We start from the raw sequence: 18481 nt of genomic DNA, 5'->3' as shown, positions 1-18481 counted from the left end.
GCCTCCGGGCGGTCGTCGCCCTCGTTCTCGGACCGCGGCCGTGACGACCCCGTCGCCCACGTCGCTGACGCGCGCGGCGTCACGCCCGGCGGGTGCGAGCGCTGCCGCCGTCGCGACGTCGATCGCCCTCCAGCTCGCGGTGCTCTACATGCCGCTCAACCGGTACTTCGGAACGGTGCCCCTCGATGCGGGAGACTGGGGACTCATCGCCGCGGAGGTCGTCGTCTGTCTCCCCGCGTATCTCGCCGTCGCTGTGCTCGTCGGGCGACTCGAGCCGTAAGCGGTCGGTCAACACGGGGAACGCGGACAGCAGCGAGATCCGACGCGTCCCCGTTCTCTATAAACTGCCATTCGTCGTAGGCACGAGTACCGTAAACGCGGTTGCAGATCGTCCCCCGCCACTAAGGGCATCGCCCGCGAGCATCAGGGTATGTCGCCACCGATACGACGGCTCGTCCTCGACGTCATGAAACCACAGGAGCCGAACATCCTCGAGTTCGCCGACGTTACCGCCGACTGCCCGGGCGCCGACGGCGTCAACGTGGTTCTGGTCGAGACCGATCGCGAGGTTCAGAACCTCAAGCTCACGATCGAAGGGGACGGCATCGATGCGGACGCGCTCGAGCAGGCGATCACCGACCTCGGCGGGACGATTCACTCGATCGATCAGGTCGTCTGCGGCGAGCACCTCGTCGAACAGATCGACACGCCGCAGGATCGGTGAGGCGGTGAGCGATGTGACTCGGCTTCGCGACCGCCTCGATGCCCTTCGCGGTCTCCTCGAGGACGAGGAGGTCAGATCGATCTCGCGGCGATACTTCATCTCGAACGGGTTCGACGGTACCCTGACGAGCATCGGCGTCGTCGTCGGCGCCTACCTGTCGGGCGTTTCCGACGGCCTCACCGTGATCACGATCGGTCTCGGCGCGGCCGTCGGACTGGGAACGTCGGGGATCTGGAGCGTCTGGGAGATCGAACGCGCCGAGAAACAGGCCGAACTGATGGAGCTCGAGCGAGCGATGCTGACCGACCTCGAGGACACGGCGGTCCAGCAGCGGCGGGCGGGCGCTCGCAAGGTCAACGCGGTGGCGAGCGGAATCGGCCCGCTCATCGGCATTCTCCTGCCGCTGATTCCCTTCCTCGCGGAGGGCGTCGTCGTCTCCATGCTCGAGGCGACGCTGCTCGCCATCGCCGTCGGCGTCGGCGTGTTGTTCGCATTCGGTGCGTATCTCGGCTCGATCTCGAAACAGAACTGGATCGTCGCCGGCGTCAGGATGGGGCTCGCGGGGATCGTCGTCGCGATTCTGAACCTGTTCCTGCCCGGCTGAAGCCGCGGCTCGTGCGCTGGAGCCGGTTCTTTGAACCTGCGGGGCTGGACCTCCGTTCGAAAAGATGCCGATAATCGGCCGAGATCGATCCGCGTTACGGCCGACGGCTGTGACGGGATCCGTTGGGAACGAACGACCGCACATCGAGGCTACCCCGCATCGGTCTGATCCGTCTCCGTCGACCGAAGCGAACGCACTACGTCGAACGGCGGGGTGATGCTACCGAGCACGAACAGCGAGTAGTATCGAAGATAGGTCTGGATCGGGGCCTGAACGAGCGTTATCCCCGCAATGAGTACCGACAGCACATACGAGAGGGCGATCACTGCCAGTGCGCCGATCGCGATCGATAGTAATCCGAGCGCCGTTTCGAAGACGAGATAGAGGACGACTGCGACGATTCCGAACGGGACGGCGAGGACGAGACCGATAGCGACGAATCCGATGCCCGCGACGAATCCCGCGACAACGCCGAGCCCGAGGCGAACGAGCGCGTACACGCCGTATTGCTTCCACTCCTCCTTCAGGGCCGGCCAAAACGCACCCCACGCCTCGAGAATCCCTCTGTCCTCGAGGAGCATCACCGGAACGACGAAGTCGACTGTGAACCGGTGGACGAGCCAGATACCGATCGCGACTGCGATGAGAATCGGCACGAAGAGGATCGCTAGCAGCCCGAGGAAGAGCGGAGAGAGCAAGAACAAGGAAACGACGGCCGGGACTATGATCAGTATCGCGATGCCGAGGACGAGCGCGATTCGAAACAGGAGCAGCGTCGCACCGTTGGAGACGTTTTCTCGCGTATGCGTTCGCAATCGAACGTCGCGGTCGGTGACGACTCGAACGAACACGAACTCCATGACCGCGCCGAAGAACAGTAGCACGAGCCCGATCGCCGCAGCGATTCCGATCGCCAGAATGATCCAGCCGAGATTGATTTCGGGTATCGCGATGGGACCGTCGATCGGCGGTGGCGGTTCGGCAACCGGCGACTCGTCCCGCGGCGTATCCCCGGCCGTCGTCGAGACGCCGGGGTTTCCACCGCTGGCGCCCGATACGAAGAACGCGATCACCGCGAGCGCGAGCCACCGTCGCAGATCGAACGGAAGCAACAGTCCTCTCGTCGCCTCGAACGCCGGGCGCAGCTCGTCGATAGCGGACCAGGCCATCGAATCACATACGACGAATAGTGAAATAAAACTACTGCGTCAGACCTCCCGTTCGATCGTCTACCGTGTCGAATCGCCGCGTCCGGCTCACAGGGTGTCCCCCGTTTCCTCACGGAACAGGAGACGGTACAGCCGAGCGGCGAATCCGGCGAACAGCAGGGCGACGATACCGAGTACAACCGTGTTACCGATAGCGGCGTTCGGATCGTCGTTGACCGGCATGGTGATCGCCATCGCCGAGACGGAGATCGGGACGAGGACGAACCAGCCGACGATTTCATACAGCGCCTTTTCGGCCCACGCCGCCCCTCGAACGAGGCCCGCGCTGGCCGCGAGCGTGACCGGCACCACGACGCCGAGGTCGAGCAGGAAGATCGACCAGTACGTCGACGGATCGGCGGCGTACTCCTCGGGGAACGAACCCCCGGTCAGTATCCCCTGAAGCGCGGAGCCGTAACGGGAAAGCGTGAAACCTGCGAGAAGGATCAACACGGCCGCAAGCAGCCGTTCTCTCCGCCGTGACAGTGCCGGCAGGTGGTTGACCGAGATACGGGTCCCGCACGCAGGAGGACGCCACCGCTGAGAACGAAGATCGACAGGTGGAGCGCGATCACAGGGGAGTACTCGAGGTACTGCGGGCCGACGACGTACTGGGGGAACATGTACGCCGCGTATGCGGCCGGTGGAACGGCCAGTACCGATCCCGCACGGTCGCCACGAATTACGAGCACTGCCGCCGCAGCGCTCCACGGTGCGACGATCAGCAGCGAGACGGCCTCGAGTCCGATCGTCTGGTTCACGAGCGTCTCCGAGAGCGGATACTCGACGATGTCGGCGCCCAGCGGACCGAGAAGCGAGTTTCCCGCCAGTCCGACGGCGAGCGCGAGAAGTCCCGTGGCTAACCTCGGTCCGGCTCTAGATTGGTACCGGACTCTCGCGAGAAACGGCCCGGAGTCGGTTCGGCTCCATGGCTTTTATTCTCCGTTCGCTGGAATCTAGTACACCGAGCACCGTTGAAATGGCTTTTGCGACCGCGGGCTCGAACGTCCCGTCAATCGCACGGGACCGGGCGCGAATCGATAGGCAGCCGACGGACCCTCAGGCCATCGTGGGTGACTCCGTTCGGTCTACCCGTTCGGCGCGGCGTTTGATTCCCCGAAGCATCTTTCGTTCCATGAGGAAGTGCGCCGGTTCCCAGAAGAGGTAGTCGACCGCCTCGCCGAGGATCGGATGCGCCGCCCGCGACCCGATCGACGACCGGCGTGGATTCGAACGCATGCGAGCGAGCAGTCGCGTCGTCCCCTCGTCGATCGGTTTCAGGACGAACGCCCAGGTCCACGCCGGCGAGTCGCCGGACGGCCTGAGGACGAGCGCTCGCTCGGGGTCGAACCGTGCGACCTCCGGCGCGGATTCGGGCGACGAGATGGGATAGTCCTCGGGCGCCAACCTGACGACGTCGCCCTCCTCGAGGTCCTGGTACTCCGGGACGATCCGATCGACGTTGTGGATATCCGCGCCGACGGCTTGCTCCAGCCAGTCGTAGCTGTAGAAGCCGCCGCGGTCCTGTCCGATCTGGACGAGCCACGGCCAGACCGCCTCGGCGGGAGCGTCGATCTCGATCGCGTGGGTGACCTGCTCCGACGCGTCCGGGAGGAGGTCGTCGCCAGGGAGCGGCCCTCGCGCTTCGTCTTCGGTCGCACCCCAGCGACGGTGCCAGGGTCGGATCGCGACGTGGTAGGCGCCCGCGAAGAGGACCGCGGCTGTGGCAAGGACTCGTCGGCCGGTCTCGTTCCCGCGACCTCGTTTTTCGCCCTCGGGACTGGACTCCGTCGATTCCCCGCTCGCTCGGGTCTCCGCGTCGGCCTCGATCCGCTCGAGCGCGCGCGACATCAGGTAGCCCGCGAACGGGCCGATGACGCGCCAGTACCGTCGGAAGTTCCGGCGGGCGCTGTCGTCGGTTGTCGCGGTGCGCGCCTCGTATGACAGCAGCGTTCGCCCCTCGCCGTATGGGCGGACCGACAGACCGATCGCGAGTTTCGCGTACCCCGGCTCGTCGAACCCCGAGAACTCCGCCGAGTCGATCCGTCGCCACTCGATCTCCGGTTTCCAGAACGTCCCGACCGCACCGAAGACGAACTCCTCGCCGTGCGCTTCGTCGAGCAGCGTCCACTCGTCGGTCTCCGGAACGTTGACGAACCGCATCCGCTCGGGCGGCGGCGCCCCGGAATCCCCTCGGATTCGGCGCGCGATCGCCATCGGCGCGGCTCGCAGCGCCCCGAGGGCGCGGACGATCGGCCCGGTGTCCAGCAGGTCGGTGGTAAGCATCGCCTCGTAGGTCGTCTCGGGATCGGCGTCGACGACCGCGTGGCGGATCGTCGTGACGTCGTACTCGGCCAGGTACCGGTCGATCAGCATCGACGAGTCGGAGCCAACAGACGGATCGCTCGTGAAGGCGTTTCGTGTCATCGCTCTGTGTCACCGTATCACTGCGACGACGGCGAACGTAAATCGGTAGCCTCGATTCGCCGTCTTCGCCCCCGTCGCGAAGCAGCGTCACTCGCCGGTCCGCCGACCGGTAACCGTCTCGGTCTCTATCTCGTAGATCTCGAGATCGACCGCCGCGACGTCCTCGTCGAAGATCCGGAGCTCGAGGAACGACTCGTTGACCGCCGTCTCGTCGAACTGCGTCCGCTCTCGTCCGGTCAGTTTCCGGAGCGGCCCGGTGACGACGATGCTCCAGGAGTCGCCGGACTCGCCGACGTCGTACATCGTGAAACACGCAGTCTCCGTGTCCTCGAGGTACGAGAGCTTCGTACTCGAGCCGTCGGTCGACAGCCGGACGTAGAGCGAGCCCGATTCGTAGTGGTGTGCGACGGGAATCGCGTACGCGTCGTCATCGGCCGCGAGCGCGAGTACCCCGGTTTCGACGCGCTCGAGGCGTTCTTCGATCTCTTCGTCGGACATTCCGATCGTGTAGACGTACTCGACTCGATCCATACGGAACGAACACCCACAATCAGCATGAAGAACGGGGGTCGACGACAGGGGGCGACACCCACCGCACGGCCCGCTAGCACTTCGCGCCCGAACACGCCGATACTGGCGAAACAAACCCAGATGAGCGCACCCCGGACTCGATCTCCGTCCTCCTGGACGATAGCACGCTCTTCTGTGGTGATGCGGCGATGGGCAGGCCGCTCTGGGACGAGACCAAGTCGATCTCGCGATCGTCGTGCCGGCGCTTTCGATCGCCGGCAGCTGGCTCTGGCAGGGCCGGCCGTGGGGTTACGTCTTCGCCGGCGTCGGTCTTGTGTTCGGCGCCCTGCTCGCCCCGACGATCGCTGGGATGACAATCGCGATCGCCCTCGAGGGGGACGTAACGGTGCCGCTCACGACGCTGGTCTTCACGATGTTCCCGATCCTTCTCGCTGCAGTCCTCGCAGGTCGATGCATTTCCCTTCTCACCGGCGTCGAACGCAGACAGACGAGCGATGGTCCTCGTCTGGACTGACTGCCTGCTCGAACGCGATCGTCGCATCCGTTCACCGATCGCGTGGTACGCCGTCGACGGCGAAGCGAGCCGCCGACAGAAACGCGTGCGGACGCTCGAGCGATCAGTCAGCGCGCTGTTCGGACGTTCCCGACCGGCCCGACTGCAGCGGATTCCCTGCCGACCCCGACGTCACCAACCGCAGATACGCGCCGGCGTTCGTCATCAGCTTGTTCTCCGCTTTCCGCAGGTGTTCCTCGTAGGTCGAGCGGGCCACCGACGTCTGTGACGCCAGTTCTCTGAGCGACGTCCCTCGAGGCTGTTCGTAGTAGCCGTTCTCCAGCGCCAGCTGTAACGCTGCCAGCTGGCGGTCGGTGAGGTCCTCGAACAGCTGATCGACCGGCGCCAACATGCTGTGTGGGATCTGCTGTTCCGTGATGGCGGTCTTGGAGAGCAGTTCGATATCCCGGTCCCGTTCGAGATCCCGTAACAGCGCCCGCACATCGGCTTCGTCGAACGCAATCACCGTGTAATGCTCCCAGCCCTGCCGGTGAATCGTCGGCGGCTGATAGAGGCAATCGTGTTCCTCGAACCGCTCCAGGATCGACCCCTCGAGCGAGCAGAGACAGGACTGGGTGACGATGTGGAGCCCCGAGTCGTCGATCGACTCGTGGAGGACCGTTCCGATCCCGTTGATCTCCTCGAGCAACTCGTCGGTCGGCGCCTCCGCGGAAGTGATCTCGAGCACCTGGCAGTCGCTCAGGTACCACTCGCGAATCGTGAGATCGGGATAGCGCTCCGAAATCTCACGGTAGGGACACTCGTGTTTCAGTCGAAACGAGGCCTCGTACAGACTCATACGCCACCGTTCGATCTCGGAGTGATTAACGGTGCCGGTCATGTCCCGCACCATTGCTATTCCAGTCCCGTCCATACGAACACGTATCGATGACCGAAATTAATCCGACCGAACTCGGCAACCGGTTACACGACGACGAAGACGTGCTCGTGCTCGATATCCGCTACCGGGACGACTACGAAGAGTGGCACGTTCCCGACAGCGTCAACGTCGACGTCTACGACGACCTGACCGCCGACACGGAGGCGGCGAAAGAAACTCTCGCGGATCTCCCGGAGGATCGAGAGATCGTCACCGTCTGCGCCGCAGGGGTCATCTCGCAGACGGCGACGGACGTTCTGCGAGAGCTGGGCTACGATGCCGAGACGCTGGCCGACGGGATGAACGGATGGAGTCGCGTTCACCGGAGCGACCCCGTCCCGACCGACCTCGACGGAACGCTCGTCCAGGTCGCCCGTCCGGGGAAGGGATGTCTCTCTCACGTCCTGATTTCGGACGGGGAGGCTGCCGTGTTCGACCCCTCGCACTACCACGAGGAGTACGAAGCGATTCTCGAGGACTACGACGCCGACCTCGTCGCCGTCTTCGATACGCACGCCCACGCCGACCACGTCTCCGGCGGTGCGGAACTCGCCGAGCGACACGATGTTCCGTACTCCCTCCATCCGAAAGATGCGCTCGAGATCGACGCGAATCCGATCGAGGACGGTGAATCGATCGCGATCGGGTCGGTCGATGTCGAGGTAATCCATACGCCCGGCCACAGCGAGGGCAGCGTCTCGTTCGATCTCGAGGGCGAGGCCCTGCTCACAGGCGATACGCTCTTCCACGAAAGCGTCGGCCGCGTCGAACTCGGCGTCGAGGCCGGACTCGAGGATTCCGACGTCGAAGCTAACGCTGCGACGCTCTACGAGAGCCTCCAGCGCCTGCTTGACCGCCCCAACGACGCGGTCGTCCTCCCGGCGCACGATCCCGGGTCGCCGGAGCCGCCGGTGGCGGCGACGTTGAGCGAGGTCCGAGAACGGAACGCGGACCTCGAACGCGACCGCGAGAAGTTCGTTGAGACGCTCGCCTCGGACATCCCGGACCATCCGCCGAACTTCGAGCGTGTCAAGCGCGCGAACGTCGGGCGGGAGGACGTCCCCGGCGAGGAACTGTCCGAACTCGAACTGGGTCCGAACCGCTGTGCTGCCGAGTAACCAATGAGCGAGGGAACTGAACTGAAACAGGGGATTCGCGAACACCTCGAGCAGTTCTCGCTGCACGTCCTGCTGGTGTTCGCGACGGGGCTGACGATCGGTTCGGAGCGTACCGTCGTCCCCGTCCTCGGCGAGGACGTGCTCGGCGTCGAGTCGTTCCTCGTCATCGGCTCGTTCGTCGTCTCGTTCGGCTTCGTCAAGGCGCTGCTCAATCTCTACGCCGGCAAGTGGGGCGAGGAGTACGGTCGCAAACCGGTGCTCGTGCTCGGCTGGCTCACCGCCCTCCCGATCCCGATCGTTCTCATCTACGCCCCAAGCTGGAGCTGGATCACCGTCGGGAACGTCCTGCTTGGGATCAATCAGGCATTGACTTGGAGCATGGCGATCAACGCGAAAATCGATCTCGCGGGACCCGACCAGCGCGGGCTCGCCGTCGGCATCGACGAGGCGTTCGGCTACACCGGCGTCGCGGCAGGCGCGTGGATTACGGGCGTCATCGCCGGCCAGACCAGCCTCCGGCCGGAGCCGTTCTACTTCCTCGCGGCCGTCGTGGTGTTCGCGTTCCTCGTTTCCGTTTTCCTCATCAAGGAGACGGTCCAGCTCGCACAGATGGAGGCCGACGACGACCACCGCGACGCGAACCTCCCGTTCGACGAGGTGCTCAAGCGAGCGACCTACGGCGACAAGACGCTGTTCGCGGCGGCCCAGGCCGGCCACGTCGAGAACTTCGTCGACACGCTGTTCTGGATCGCGGTGCCGCTGTATCTCACGAGTCAGGGGCTCGCGATCGAAGCCGTCGGCGTCGTCGTCGGCGTCCACAGCGCGATGTACTTCCTCCAGATCGGAACCGGGGGCCTCGCCGATCGCATCGGCCGCCGCCCGCCCGTCGTCGCGGGAATGCTCCTCGCCGGTGCGGGCGTTCTCGGAATGGTGTTCGTCGAGAGCTACCTCCCGTGGGCTGTTCTGGCTGGCGTCTCCGGGCTGGGGATGGCGCTACTCTACCCGAACCTGATGACGGTGCCGAGCGATGCGGCTCATCCGACGTGGCGGTCGGCCGGCATGGGCGTCTACCGGATGTGGCGCGACGCCGGCTACGGTGTCGGTGCGATCCTGATCGGCCTCTCGATGGAGTTCGTGAACGCCGAAGCCGCATTCTACATGACCGCGATCCTGATGTTCCTTTCTGGTGCCGTCGTGTACGTGTGGATGGAGGAGACCCATCCCGAATTCGGCACGCACGAACCGCCGGCACCGGCTCCGGAGACGCCACACGGCGCGGCGCCTGAAGACTGACGGGGAGGACAGTCGGGAGACCGTTGATTCGACGCCGACTCGAGAGGCGGGCACATCGACTCGGCGCGAAACTATTGGGAGGCGAGTCCCATCGTTCCTGTGCTATCGTCGCCCTCGAAGCGAACACCGAAGGGGAAGAATAACGGATGGGCCCGATAGACTTTCGAATCCATTGTCCACTGCGGCCGTAACTCTATATTTCTAAAGGACAAGTGCAATAGCCGATTCCGACGAAGTGTCAACCATGGAGGCAACGCTCGTCGAAGGTGTCCTCGAGTCGCTCCGTATCGGCGTCGGATTCCTCTGGACGGGGGCGTGGGCGATCATCATGGGGCTGATAATCACGAGCCTCGTGCAGGTCTACGTCTCGAAAGAGCGCATGGCAGCAGTGCTGGGAGAAGGAACCCTCGCCGGCCTCGCGAAAGCGACGGCGTTCGGCGCGGCGAGCAGCGGCTGTAGCTTCGGTGCCGTTGCCATCGGAAAAGGACTCTTCAAGAAGGGCGCACACGTGGTGAACTTCCTCGCGTTCATGTTCGCATCGACGAACCTGATCGTCGAACTCGGACTGATGATCCTCATTCTGCTGGGCTGGGAGTTCCTTCTCGCTGAACTCCTCGGTGGAGTCGTTCTCATCGCGGTGATGGCGGTGATCGTCCATCTGACGCTGCCTGAGGCACTCTTCGACGAGGTTCGGCAAACACTCGAGGAGCGCGACCGCGAGTCGGGAACCACCGAGGATCCGACCTGTGGGATGGAAGGGAACGACGAGTATACCATCGCGACCGACGGCGGCGAGACGCTGAAGTTTTGCTCGGAGGGGTGTCTGGAGACCTATCGGCAGCAAACCTCGAGTCGCGGCGGCTGGCGCGAGGAACTCCGCTCGTGGGGCGGCTGGTACAAGGTCGGGAACCAGTATCGCAAGGAGTGGTCGATGATCTGGACGGACGTCGTCGCGGGATTTCTCATTTCGGGCTTCGTCATCGTGTTCGTCCCCCAGTGGGTCTGGAACGCGCTGTTCCTCGAGGGGGATAGTCTGCTCGTGACCGCCGAGAACGCGATCATGGGCGTCGCCATCGCCGTCATCAGCTTCGTCGGGAGCATGGGAAACGTTCCGTTCGCGGTCGCGCTCTGGGGCGGCGGTATCAGCTTCGCGGGCGTCATCGCGTTCGTCTACGCCGACCTCATCACGATCCCCGTGTTGAACATTTATCGGAAGTACTACGGTTGGAAGGTCATGCTGTACATTCTCGGCGTCTTCTTCGTAACGATGGCCTTCACGGGCTTTCTCATGGAACTGCTGTTCGACGCGCTCGGGATCGTCCCTAACCTGGCCGGCGGCGAGACGGCGACCGATCAGACGTACTTCGAACTCGACTACACCTTCTATCTCAACCTCATCGCGTTCGCACTCTCTGGCTTCCTCCTGTACGTCTACCGCCGAGGTCTCGGTGCGCCCGGACCGTACCGCGACCCGGTCTGTGGCATGCGGACTGACGGCAGTGAGCCAGCCGCCACGCACGAGGGAACGACCTACTACTTCTGCTCGGAGACGTGCAAGGAGACGTTCGAAGCGGAGCCGGGCACCTATGCGACCGAGCGACCGATGGTACATGCGGACGACTCCCACGACCACGATCACCACTAATCGATCCGGGACCGGCCGAAAAACAGGACGCGTGCGACGCCGACCGATCGCAGTCGACGGTATCCGTCGCGGCTTACCGGACGACCGTCACACTTCGACTCCACCTCCGAACCGGCACCGCCCACGGAGAGATTCTCGCGATGGCCGACGCCGACATCGAGCACGTCGTGAGTGCGCTTTGATCCGGATTTTCGACGCGCTCAGTACCACGTCCCGTCAGTACGGCGGCCGCGGGCGCTCCTCCCCGCGACGGAGATCCCTCGCCCCCCACCGGAGCACGACGAGGAGGACGAGTCCCGTCGTCACGATCGTCTGATACCGATCCGCCGCCGGCGAGAGCTCGAGGAGCTGTCCGGTGGCGTTGCCGGCGAAGTGAAACAGGATCGCCGCGAGGACGCTCCGACTCGCGTTGTTGTACAGCCACGTGTACAGAACCGAGCCGACGAGAATATTGAACGCAAACCACGATGGATCCGGCGCGAAGTCCCAGCTGCTGAAGTAGCCGACCATCAGGAACAGCGGCGCGTGCCACGCCGCCCACGCGACGCCGAGGACGAGACTGGCGGTCAGCGCGCTCCAGCGCAGTTGGAGCCGGTCAAGCCAGTAGCCCCGCCAGCCGATCTCCTCGTGGAACGGTCCGAGCAAGAAGATCGCCGCTACCGTCCCCAGGAGCGCGACCGGGTCACCGAGCAACTCGAGCAACGGGGCCGCGGTGAGCGGTTGCGACTCGCCGTCGACGACGGCCGCGATCCCGGCACCGAGCAACGCGAGCGCCGGCCAGAGCCCTGCGAGTACCGCCGCCCAGCCGAGCGGGATCCGGTCGACGTCGACCAGCCGCCGCCACAGATCCGCGATCCCGACCGGACCGCCGATCCGCCAGGACATGACGATCCCGCCGAGCGTGACGCCGACCCCACCGACGAGCAGAAAGGGGATCCCCGGAAACCGGAAGACGTGCCACCCGGCGACGATTGGAACGCTCCACCAGCACCACGTCCAGCCGTGGGAGAACAGCAGAAACCCCCAGACGTCGAATCCCCGTCGGTTCTCGAGACTGGTTTCGTCGATCATCGGTCTGCCCGGTCACGGTCTGTCGACGCGGGCCTGAGCCTCATCCTGGCTCTCTCGACGAGCGCGTCGTACAAAAACGCTCGCTCGAGAGGCGGTCTCGTTCGGTTCAGCCCCGTTGCGAGTCGCCGGCACGAATTCCGGACACACAGCGGTCCCAGATATCCCGGTGAGAGAAACAACTGTAGCCTCTTGGATCGTGCGTGAATGTATGAGTCTCTTCGAAGTGAGCATCCCGCTTGTCGTCCTGTTCGTCGTGTTCGGCCTGACCGTCGGAATTCTCTTTGGGTTTTTCGGCATGGGCGGGAGCTTCTTCGTCACCCCCGCTCTTCTCGTTCTCGGACATTCCGCCCCTACCGCCGTCGGAACTGGACTTGCGTTCGTATTTTGGACGTCACTCATCGCGACGCTCTCTCATCGCGATCTCGATCACATCGATTATCGACTCGGTCTATTGCTGCTCACGGGGATGACAGTCGGCATCGAAATCGGGAGTCGCGGGCTACTCGCGCTGGTGGATATCGGACTTGCAGATCTCGTAGTGAGTTTCCTCTACGTCGTACTCCTCGCGGCAGTCGGCGTGTTCGTCATCCGTGACGGGCACCATCCTGCAATCGACGATGAGGGCGTCGATGCGACTCAGTCGTCCGTCTCCGACCGGTTCGAGCGGATCACCGTTCCGCCGCTGATTTTCCTCGAGAACGTCGACGTTTCCGTCTGGATCGTACTCTTGATCGCGGTACTAGTCGGAATCCTCTCTGGCTTCCTCGGTGTCGGCGGCGGATTCCTGATGGTTCCCGTACTCATGTACGGATTTGCGATGCCGGGTGCAGTCGCCGTCGGGACTGATATCATGCAGATCACTGTTTCCAGCGCCTATGGGGCGTTCGTGTACGGACAACGGGGATCGATTCACTTCGCCATGTTACTTCCCCTGCTTATCGGCAGTACGGTCGGGACCCGAATCGGTGCCGTACTCACGGATTATCTCGACGACGCCGAACTCAGAACGACATTCGGCGTCATGCTACTCGTTGGGAGCGTCTCCGTAGCGAGTAAAACCGTCAGTCACACGTACGGCGTCGAACTGCTGCATACGCTCAGTTTGGTGTTTCTCTTCGGAGGGGCGCTGGTGTTAAGCGCACTAGTTCTCTACCTCGGGATGCAAAACATCCGCGAAGAACGGCTTTCTGTAAACCGATAGCGAGTACTCTTAGGCGTCGAAATACGCCCGCAAACGTACGTACCGATACATCTGCCTCGGAGTTCCGCCGATCGATTCACTCGAGTTCCGTCCGTCCGTTCGCACCCGGCGGCGCGACGCCTAACCGTCCTTCGACGAACGCCGCCACGTCGGCGGCGAAGGCCTCGACTTCCTTCCAGTCCGTGAATTCGACGTCACCCGACGCGTCGGCCTCGGGCAGGTCCGAGATGGTCCGCTTGGCGATCTGTTTCATCAGCAACCGCTTGAGGAAACCGTACTCCGAGTAGCGGAGTGCGCCGCCGAAGAACCCGACCCGATTGGGATGCCACTCCGTCTCCGCGACGAACTCCTCGAAGTAGCCCGCCGCTTGCGCACGACCCACCTCGGTCGCGGACGACAGCGACACCTGGAAGAACGCCGTCGGTATCGTATCGAGGGCCGGCCGATTCGATCGAACGAACTCGAGAATCGACGACTGGTGTTTACCGGCGTGGATCGACGCGCCGACGAGGACCGCGTCGAATTCATTGAGGTCGAACGTAGCTGGGAGGTCGTCGACGTCGAGCGTCGTCGCATCGTGTCCGCGTTCGTCGAGCGTCTCGGCGATACGGGCGGCGACGGTCTCCGTCTGTCCCTCACCACTGCCGTAGAGGACGAGAAACGATACCATCGTATCGGTGCCCCTACCCCGAGCACGAGTATAAAAGGACAGCCGGCCGCATCACTCGAACGGCCGACAGTTGCCGATCCGCTCAGTCGCGGATGACGGTGACGGAGACCGGCGACCGCCGGACGACCATGTCGGCCACGCTGCCGAGCAACAGTCGCGTCTCTCCCCTTCGTCCGTGACTGCCCATGACGACGTGATCGATCTCGTTCTCCTCGGCGTAGTCGACGATTTCGCGTGCGGGCTCGCCGATTGCGGTCTCGGTATCGAGCGCCCCGTCGTATTCGCTCGCCAGCTCGCGCGCGTCGTCGAATATTTTCTCCTCCTCCTCGCTCGCCCGCTCGTACCACTCGTCGGACCCGTGTGGCGGTTCGTTTCTGACGTCGACATCGGTCGGTGAGCTGTACCCGGGATCGGTGGGATCGAGTACGTGGAGCGCGATGACGGACGCGTCTCCGTATTCCTCGAACGCGTGCTCTAAGGCTCGTTTAGACAGCGGCGATCCGTCGACGGGAACCAGTAGTTGCTGAGCCATCGATCCCGCGTACCTCGCGGAGTCTCAAAATACTATCCGGCAGCCCCTGGGCCAGACGCGCGACTGGCTTACACCGGAACGGTTCACGATGGTCGGCAACACGATACCTGCGGCCCGTTCGTACCGTTGATTCCTCCCGACGGCGGTCCCTCGACCATGATCGGCTCGGCTTCCACCTCGATCGAAAGACGACGCTACCGGACGACGATGACGGGAATCGGCGACCGACGGACGACATTTTCCGCAACGCTCCCGAGCAGGATGCGCGAAATCCCCTCACGACCGTGGCTCCTGTTCGCTTCCACGTAGCAGTCAATGACTCGATATGGCGCTCCTCGTTCAGTCGCCGTCGTGACCTCAAGGTCCGGACTCCGGTCTCAGACCATCGCTTCGACGGACTCGACTGCCGACTCGGCATCGGCCTCGAGCGCCGTCCGCTGCTCGTCGATGTCCACCCCGAGAAGGGTCGCGACGCGGTCGGTCTCTGACGTATCGACGGCCGAGAGTACGTGAACGGTCGCATCAGCCGTCTCGGCGAGGTCGATGCCACGTCTCGCCCCCGCGAGGGCGCCGTCGCTTCCGTCCGTCGGTAGGAGGACCGAATCGACCGCATCAATTGTTGGTGGCATCGACGAGGACTTCGGTTCCCCGTGGGTTAATCGTGAGGACAGCTACGTGACGGTCGGCGAGTTCTAAGCCGAATCCGACTTTCGTCGCGGTCAAACACGGGTGTCGCCCTTTAATCGACTCAATCGCGAACCGGCACACTCACTCGATATTACGTGTAAGTGTTTTCTATTCGACCGTTTCAGACCAGACCCGTCGGCCCCGTCATATGTCGGTTTCTGATTTCAAATATTACAACTGTACGTACGTAATGACTCTCCAGTAGAATCCTATCATTACCTGATAAGCGATGCGACAATATAATATTACTATGAAGAATAAACGACTCATACTCGAACGCCAGTTTACCATTTCGTGATGACCAGGCCCACTTCTCGAGTTGCCGGGTTCGATTGTATTCATTCGATCACGAAGGAGATATTTATCATTTCGTCCGCTAAAGAAGTGTACGATGATGGTGACGACCCGGCTATGTACGATCGACTGTCATTCAAACCGACATGAGTCTGGGCATCGACTGAACGATCGACTAACCGGTCCGGCGAGTACTAGCGGTTGCTCGGAAGCGTCGTCCGGATATTGGAGCGACCGGTACGGTCGTGAAAACACCCTTCGAGAGGGAGTAATTGCGACTCGGACTGAACAATAACGGCATGAAGACGATAATAGTCGTCTCGTGTCGAGGTGACGACCGATTGGTGATGTACCACTGATTCCTGCCCACGTTATTTTTGCGCTGTCCGTAGAGTCTTCGGGTATGGGTCACTCCATTCTCGTTCCGTACGACGGATCGCAGCACTCGCAGTCAGCACTGCGATACGCAGCGGACGTCTTTGATGGCGAGACGATTACCGCACTCCACATCCTCGATCCGTTCGCGACGATTCCAGACTCAGAGAAACAGGCACGGGAGCGATACGAACGGGCACAGGATGTCCTCGAAACCGTACCCGCCGTAGCAGACGACCGCTCGACGACGATCTCGTCAGAATTCGTCTACGGGCACGCGATTCACGCGATTCTGCGACACGTCGATCTGTATACGATCGATCGGATCGTGATAGACGGATCCTATCGAGCGGATATGGCAGATGATTCGCTCGGAAACGTGCCTGAAACGCTCGTTCGCCGGACGCGGGCTCCGGTCACCGTCCTTCGATCGGCGGTCGACGACGGACGGAACGCGTCCCTGGAAACGGTGCTCGTTCCCTTCGACGGATCATCTCCGGCGTGTAACGCGTTACAACATGCGATTGACGCGTTTCCGGAGGCGACGGTGTACGTGCTCTACGTACGGTATCCGTTCGTGGACGATCTCGACCACGTGGGCGTACGCAGCGGCGACTACCCGGATTTCGAGGAGTGGTACAATGCAGTCCGTACGTGGCACGAACGAGCAGACCGGAACGCGGACCGCGTTCTGGGGATTGCGGACTCGATCGCGGGCGATAGCGATGCGGATCTCCGATCGACGACTGAGACCGGACCCCCCTCGCGCGTCATCCTCAAGTACGCCGACCGGATCGAGGCCGACCACGTTCTCGTCGGCAGTCACAGCCACGACGGCGGAACGCGTATCCTGCTCGGAAGCGTCGCGGAGCAGATCGTCCGGCGGTCGTCTGCACCGGTAACGGTCGTCAGGTGACCGTGGTTCTCACCCACGACGGCCGTTCGAACGTCGCTACTCGTCCTCTGTTTCGAGGGCGGGCGGCAGTCCCCGGTGCGTGATCCCTCTGCGGTCGTCGATCCGGAATTCGTAGACCGCGAGACCCCCGACAGGTCCGCCGACGCGAGGACGTCCGGCCGCCACACGCCCTTGAGGAGCTCCGTCAGTTCGAACGATATCGTTCGATACGTTCCCCAGATCTTCCGACGCTACGAATTTGACTATACTCGGCCCGACAGCATCCGGAGACGCATCCCCTCTGAAACCGCCTACGAGTTATCCGACTGGGAAGCTGACGCTATCGGTCTCTCCGACAGCCGCATTACTGTCGGCGATTGCGTCGAGTTCACGAAGGCGCTCACCGAACGCGATGTTCGGGCGTTCGCTATGGCCAGCGGAGACACGAACCGCCTTCATCTTGACGACGAGTACGCGCGCGCCACTCGGTTCGGTCGCCGGATCGTCCACGGGACGCTCGTCGGCGGAGTGATCAGCGCCGCATTGGCTCGCTTTCCCGGGGTGACGATCTACGTGTCGGAGAATCTTACCTTCCTCTCACCGGTCGAAATCGGCGACCGAGTGACCGCGATCTGTGAGATTATCGAAGATATCGGCCGAGACAAGTATCAGCTTACGACCGACGTCGTCGATTCGAAGGGCGAACGCGTAATCGAGGGGCAGGCCGTCGTGCTCATCGACGATTCGCGAGAAGCATGAATACATGGTTGTATCCGATTAGAGGCTCAATAAGAAGACAGTAACTTCGCCCGGAATTATCCGTCTGACTATCAGTAGGAGGGGGGTTTTCGTTGCCGTCGTCGATAGACCACCTATGTCCATCGACGAACTGCAGGAGTATGGATTGGTGAAAATGGACGAAAACGAAATCGAGGGGTTCCTTTCGAGTCAGAAGACTGGCGTGCTCGGGCTTCCAGCGGAAGACGGCCCATATTTGCTTCCCATATCCTATGGGTACAACGGGCACGACCGGCTCTATTTCACGTATCTCCTCGGCTCGAACAGCCGGAAGGGAACGTTAAGCGAGGCAACCGACACCGCGAGATTCCTCGTGTACAAGGTGGATACGCCGTACAATTGGCAAAGCGTCCTTTTGACTGGTCAACTTTCTGCCATCCCAGAAACCGAGTGGGATGCACTCGACGAGATTTCACATGCCGCCTGGCGGCCTGCCGTTTTCGAATCGGCTACCCTGTCGGGAGACGTGAGAGTCTATGAGTTCCAAATCGACGAACAGACGGGAATTAAACACCAAGGACTGCCACCTAGTCTCGAACCGGACGGAATGTGAACAGAGAGATTATTTTGGATTATCTGATAGTTTCGATTGACTATAGTCGCAGTTCCACACGGCACTCGAGTGCGAACGGACTGCAGCGGGCGACAGCAGTGCCTGCGGCGAGCCGGTCAGTTCCACTCGTAGGTCAAAACCCAATTGGACGGCAGACCGTCGCCGTACCTGGGGTGGTCTGCCCATCTTTGAACTGTGTGACGAAACACCGAGCGTGATGAGCGACCTGGAGTTCAGTCCGGGACGGCCGATCCAGCGGCAGATAGAGTGGGCGCACCGTCGTGCGTTCTTCTCGTCGTTCTCGGGACTGCCACGAGCGTGTTGCACGTGTACATCGAACTTCAATTGGGAGATAAACACTTCTGTTACTGGGAGCGGGCTATTCGTAGGGTCCGTAGTCTTTTCACAATATTCTGGAAACC

General features: G+C 62.6%; 20 protein-coding genes and 1 pseudogene. 11 read left to right on the top strand and 10 right to left on the bottom strand.

Translation table 11 applies throughout. The features are described 5' to 3' along the window. The first annotated feature begins 40 nt into the window (after nucleotides 1-40). From HTUR_RS20895 to HTUR_RS20885, 3 genes are all read left to right on the top strand, one after another. A complete protein-coding gene (locus HTUR_RS20895) occupies nucleotides 41-280 on the top strand; it encodes a cation transporting ATPase C-terminal domain-containing protein (RefSeq protein ID WP_012945334.1) in 240 nt (79 codons plus the stop codon). Between the two features lie 150 nt (nucleotides 281-430). Next, nucleotides 431-724, top strand: coding sequence for a DUF211 domain-containing protein (locus tag HTUR_RS20890; protein ID WP_012945333.1), 294 nt, complete (start codon nucleotides 431-433; stop codon nucleotides 722-724). A gap of 4 nt (nucleotides 725-728) precedes the next feature. After that, nucleotides 729-1328 (top strand): VIT1/CCC1 transporter family protein, encoded by a 600-nt coding sequence (locus HTUR_RS20885; RefSeq protein ID WP_012945332.1) that lies wholly within the window; start codon nucleotides 729-731, stop codon nucleotides 1326-1328. A gap of 149 nt (nucleotides 1329-1477) precedes the next feature. Here the strand turns inward: HTUR_RS20885 and HTUR_RS20880 are convergent, their stop codons facing one another. From HTUR_RS20880 to HTUR_RS20860, 5 genes are all read right to left on the bottom strand, one after another. Continuing rightward, nucleotides 1478-2497 carry a DUF7544 domain-containing protein gene (locus HTUR_RS20880; RefSeq protein WP_012945331.1) on the bottom strand — a complete coding sequence of 340 codons (1020 nt, stop codon included), beginning with the start codon at nucleotides 2495-2497 and terminating at the stop codon, nucleotides 1478-1480. A gap of 87 nt (nucleotides 2498-2584) precedes the next feature. After that, entirely contained in the window at nucleotides 2585-2989 is a 405-nt protein-coding gene (locus HTUR_RS20875; protein ID WP_012945330.1) for a hypothetical protein, read from the bottom strand. Continuing rightward, nucleotides 2983-3297 carry a hypothetical protein gene (locus HTUR_RS20870; RefSeq protein ID WP_012945329.1) on the bottom strand — a complete coding sequence of 105 codons (315 nt, stop codon included), beginning with the start codon at nucleotides 3295-3297 and terminating at the stop codon, nucleotides 2983-2985. Before HTUR_RS20870 ends, HTUR_RS20875 begins: the two co-directional genes overlap by 7 nt. Nucleotides 3298-3595: 298 nt before the next feature. After that, nucleotides 3596-4963 (bottom strand): hypothetical protein, encoded by a 1368-nt coding sequence (locus HTUR_RS20865; RefSeq protein ID WP_012945328.1) that lies wholly within the window; start codon nucleotides 4961-4963, stop codon nucleotides 3596-3598. A gap of 87 nt (nucleotides 4964-5050) precedes the next feature. Beyond that, nucleotides 5051-5494: a pyridoxamine 5'-phosphate oxidase family protein gene (locus HTUR_RS20860; RefSeq protein WP_012945327.1), complete on the bottom strand. Its 444-nt coding sequence runs from the start codon at nucleotides 5492-5494 to the stop codon at nucleotides 5051-5053. Nucleotides 5495-5729: 235 nt separating this feature from the next. Between HTUR_RS20860 and HTUR_RS20855 the strand changes: the two genes are divergently transcribed. Beyond that, complete coding sequence (locus HTUR_RS20855) at nucleotides 5730-6008, top strand: hypothetical protein (RefSeq protein WP_012945326.1); 279 nt, start codon at nucleotides 5730-5732, stop codon at nucleotides 6006-6008. A 103-nt stretch (nucleotides 6009-6111) separates the two neighbouring features. Here the strand turns inward: HTUR_RS20855 and HTUR_RS20850 are convergent, their stop codons facing one another. Beyond that, complete coding sequence (locus HTUR_RS20850; RefSeq protein ID WP_049942024.1) at nucleotides 6112-6846, bottom strand: helix-turn-helix domain-containing protein; 735 nt, start codon at nucleotides 6844-6846, stop codon at nucleotides 6112-6114. 89 nt (nucleotides 6847-6935) lie between these two features. Here HTUR_RS20850 and HTUR_RS20845 point away from each other — a divergent pair, with 89 nt between their 5' ends. The 3 genes from HTUR_RS20845 to HTUR_RS20835 all read left to right on the top strand — a co-directional run bounded on the left by HTUR_RS20845 (nucleotide 6936) and on the right by HTUR_RS20835 (nucleotide 10983). Beyond that, the gene (locus HTUR_RS20845) at nucleotides 6936-8045 is read left to right on the top strand and encodes an MBL fold metallo-hydrolase (RefSeq protein ID WP_012945324.1); all 1110 of its coding nucleotides are present in this window, start codon (nucleotides 6936-6938) and stop codon (nucleotides 8043-8045) included. 3 nt (nucleotides 8046-8048) lie between these two features. Then, nucleotides 8049-9338 carry an MFS transporter gene (locus tag HTUR_RS20840; RefSeq protein ID WP_012945323.1) on the top strand — a complete coding sequence of 430 codons (1290 nt, stop codon included), beginning with the start codon at nucleotides 8049-8051 and terminating at the stop codon, nucleotides 9336-9338. Between the two features lie 244 nt (nucleotides 9339-9582). Then, nucleotides 9583-10983 carry a permease gene (locus HTUR_RS20835; RefSeq protein WP_012945321.1) on the top strand — a complete coding sequence of 467 codons (1401 nt, stop codon included), beginning with the start codon at nucleotides 9583-9585 and terminating at the stop codon, nucleotides 10981-10983. 216 nt (nucleotides 10984-11199) lie between these two features. Here the strand turns inward: HTUR_RS20835 and HTUR_RS20830 are convergent, their stop codons facing one another. Further along, nucleotides 11200-12054, bottom strand: coding sequence for a CPBP family intramembrane glutamic endopeptidase (locus tag HTUR_RS20830; RefSeq protein ID WP_012945320.1), 855 nt, complete (start codon nucleotides 12052-12054; stop codon nucleotides 11200-11202). Nucleotides 12055-12262: 208 nt separating this feature from the next. Between HTUR_RS20830 and HTUR_RS20825 the strand changes: the two genes are divergently transcribed. After that, entirely contained in the window at nucleotides 12263-13255 is a 993-nt protein-coding gene (locus HTUR_RS20825; RefSeq protein WP_012945319.1) for a sulfite exporter TauE/SafE family protein, read from the top strand. Between the two features lie 76 nt (nucleotides 13256-13331). Here HTUR_RS20825 and HTUR_RS20820 read toward each other — a convergent pair whose 3' ends face one another. From HTUR_RS20820 to HTUR_RS28120, 3 genes and pseudogenes are all read right to left on the bottom strand, one after another. Further along, nucleotides 13332-13925 (bottom strand): flavodoxin domain-containing protein, encoded by a 594-nt coding sequence (locus HTUR_RS20820; protein ID WP_012945318.1) that lies wholly within the window; start codon nucleotides 13923-13925, stop codon nucleotides 13332-13334. A gap of 82 nt (nucleotides 13926-14007) precedes the next feature. Next, entirely contained in the window at nucleotides 14008-14457 is a 450-nt protein-coding gene (locus HTUR_RS20815) for a universal stress protein (protein ID WP_012945317.1), read from the bottom strand. 194 nt (nucleotides 14458-14651) lie between these two features. Next, nucleotides 14652-15086: pseudogene (locus HTUR_RS28120) on the bottom strand (universal stress protein). Nucleotides 15087-15841: 755 nt separating this feature from the next. Between HTUR_RS28120 and HTUR_RS20805 the strand changes: the two are divergent. The 3 genes from HTUR_RS20805 to HTUR_RS20795 all read left to right on the top strand — a co-directional run bounded on the left by HTUR_RS20805 (nucleotide 15842) and on the right by HTUR_RS20795 (nucleotide 18059). Then, entirely contained in the window at nucleotides 15842-16729 is an 888-nt protein-coding gene (locus HTUR_RS20805) for a universal stress protein (RefSeq protein WP_012945315.1), read from the top strand. A 75-nt stretch (nucleotides 16730-16804) separates the two neighbouring features. Next, entirely contained in the window at nucleotides 16805-17467 is a 663-nt protein-coding gene (locus HTUR_RS20800) for a MaoC family dehydratase (protein WP_012945314.1), read from the top strand. A gap of 115 nt (nucleotides 17468-17582) precedes the next feature. Next, nucleotides 17583-18059: a pyridoxamine 5'-phosphate oxidase family protein gene (locus tag HTUR_RS20795; RefSeq protein ID WP_012945313.1), complete on the top strand. Its 477-nt coding sequence runs from the start codon at nucleotides 17583-17585 to the stop codon at nucleotides 18057-18059. Nucleotides 18060-18481: the final 422 nt, after the last annotated feature.

The sequence above is a fragment of the Haloterrigena turkmenica DSM 5511 genome (genome assembly GCF_000025325.1).
Classification (GTDB): Archaea; Halobacteriota; Halobacteria; order Halobacteriales; family Natrialbaceae; genus Haloterrigena; species Haloterrigena turkmenica.
The sequence above is the reverse complement of the archived record's forward strand: the minus strand, read 5'-3'. Positions and strand labels throughout refer to the sequence as shown.

Excerpts from the sequence above, each read along its gene's own strand:
- HTUR_RS20890 (WP_012945333.1), top strand. The coding sequence starts at position 431 with ATGTCGCCACCGATACGACGGCTCGTCCTCGACGTCATGAAACCACAG.
- HTUR_RS20880 (WP_012945331.1), bottom strand. The coding sequence starts at position 2,497 with ATGGCCTGGTCCGCTATCGACGAGCTGCGCCCGGCGTTCGAGGCGACG.
- HTUR_RS20865 (WP_012945328.1), bottom strand. The coding sequence starts at position 4,963 with ATGACACGAAACGCCTTCACGAGCGATCCGTCTGTTGGCTCCGACTCG.
- HTUR_RS20860 (WP_012945327.1), bottom strand. The coding sequence starts at position 5,494 with ATGGATCGAGTCGAGTACGTCTACACGATCGGAATGTCCGACGAAGAG.
- HTUR_RS20850 (WP_049942024.1), bottom strand. The coding sequence starts at position 6,846 with ATGAGTCTGTACGAGGCCTCGTTTCGACTGAAACACGAGTGTCCCTAC.
- HTUR_RS20845 (WP_012945324.1), top strand. The coding sequence starts at position 6,936 with ATGACCGAAATTAATCCGACCGAACTCGGCAACCGGTTACACGACGAC.
- HTUR_RS20840 (WP_012945323.1), top strand. The coding sequence starts at position 8,049 with ATGAGCGAGGGAACTGAACTGAAACAGGGGATTCGCGAACACCTCGAG.
- HTUR_RS20835 (WP_012945321.1), top strand. The coding sequence starts at position 9,583 with ATGGAGGCAACGCTCGTCGAAGGTGTCCTCGAGTCGCTCCGTATCGGC.
- HTUR_RS20830 (WP_012945320.1), bottom strand. The coding sequence starts at position 12,054 with ATGATCGACGAAACCAGTCTCGAGAACCGACGGGGATTCGACGTCTGG.
- HTUR_RS20825 (WP_012945319.1), top strand. The coding sequence starts at position 12,263 with ATGAGTCTCTTCGAAGTGAGCATCCCGCTTGTCGTCCTGTTCGTCGTG.
- HTUR_RS20820 (WP_012945318.1), bottom strand. The coding sequence starts at position 13,925 with ATGGTATCGTTTCTCGTCCTCTACGGCAGTGGTGAGGGACAGACGGAG.
- HTUR_RS20815 (WP_012945317.1), bottom strand. The coding sequence starts at position 14,457 with ATGGCTCAGCAACTACTGGTTCCCGTCGACGGATCGCCGCTGTCTAAA.
- HTUR_RS20805 (WP_012945315.1), top strand. The coding sequence starts at position 15,842 with ATGGGTCACTCCATTCTCGTTCCGTACGACGGATCGCAGCACTCGCAG.
- HTUR_RS20795 (WP_012945313.1), top strand. The coding sequence starts at position 17,583 with ATGTCCATCGACGAACTGCAGGAGTATGGATTGGTGAAAATGGACGAA.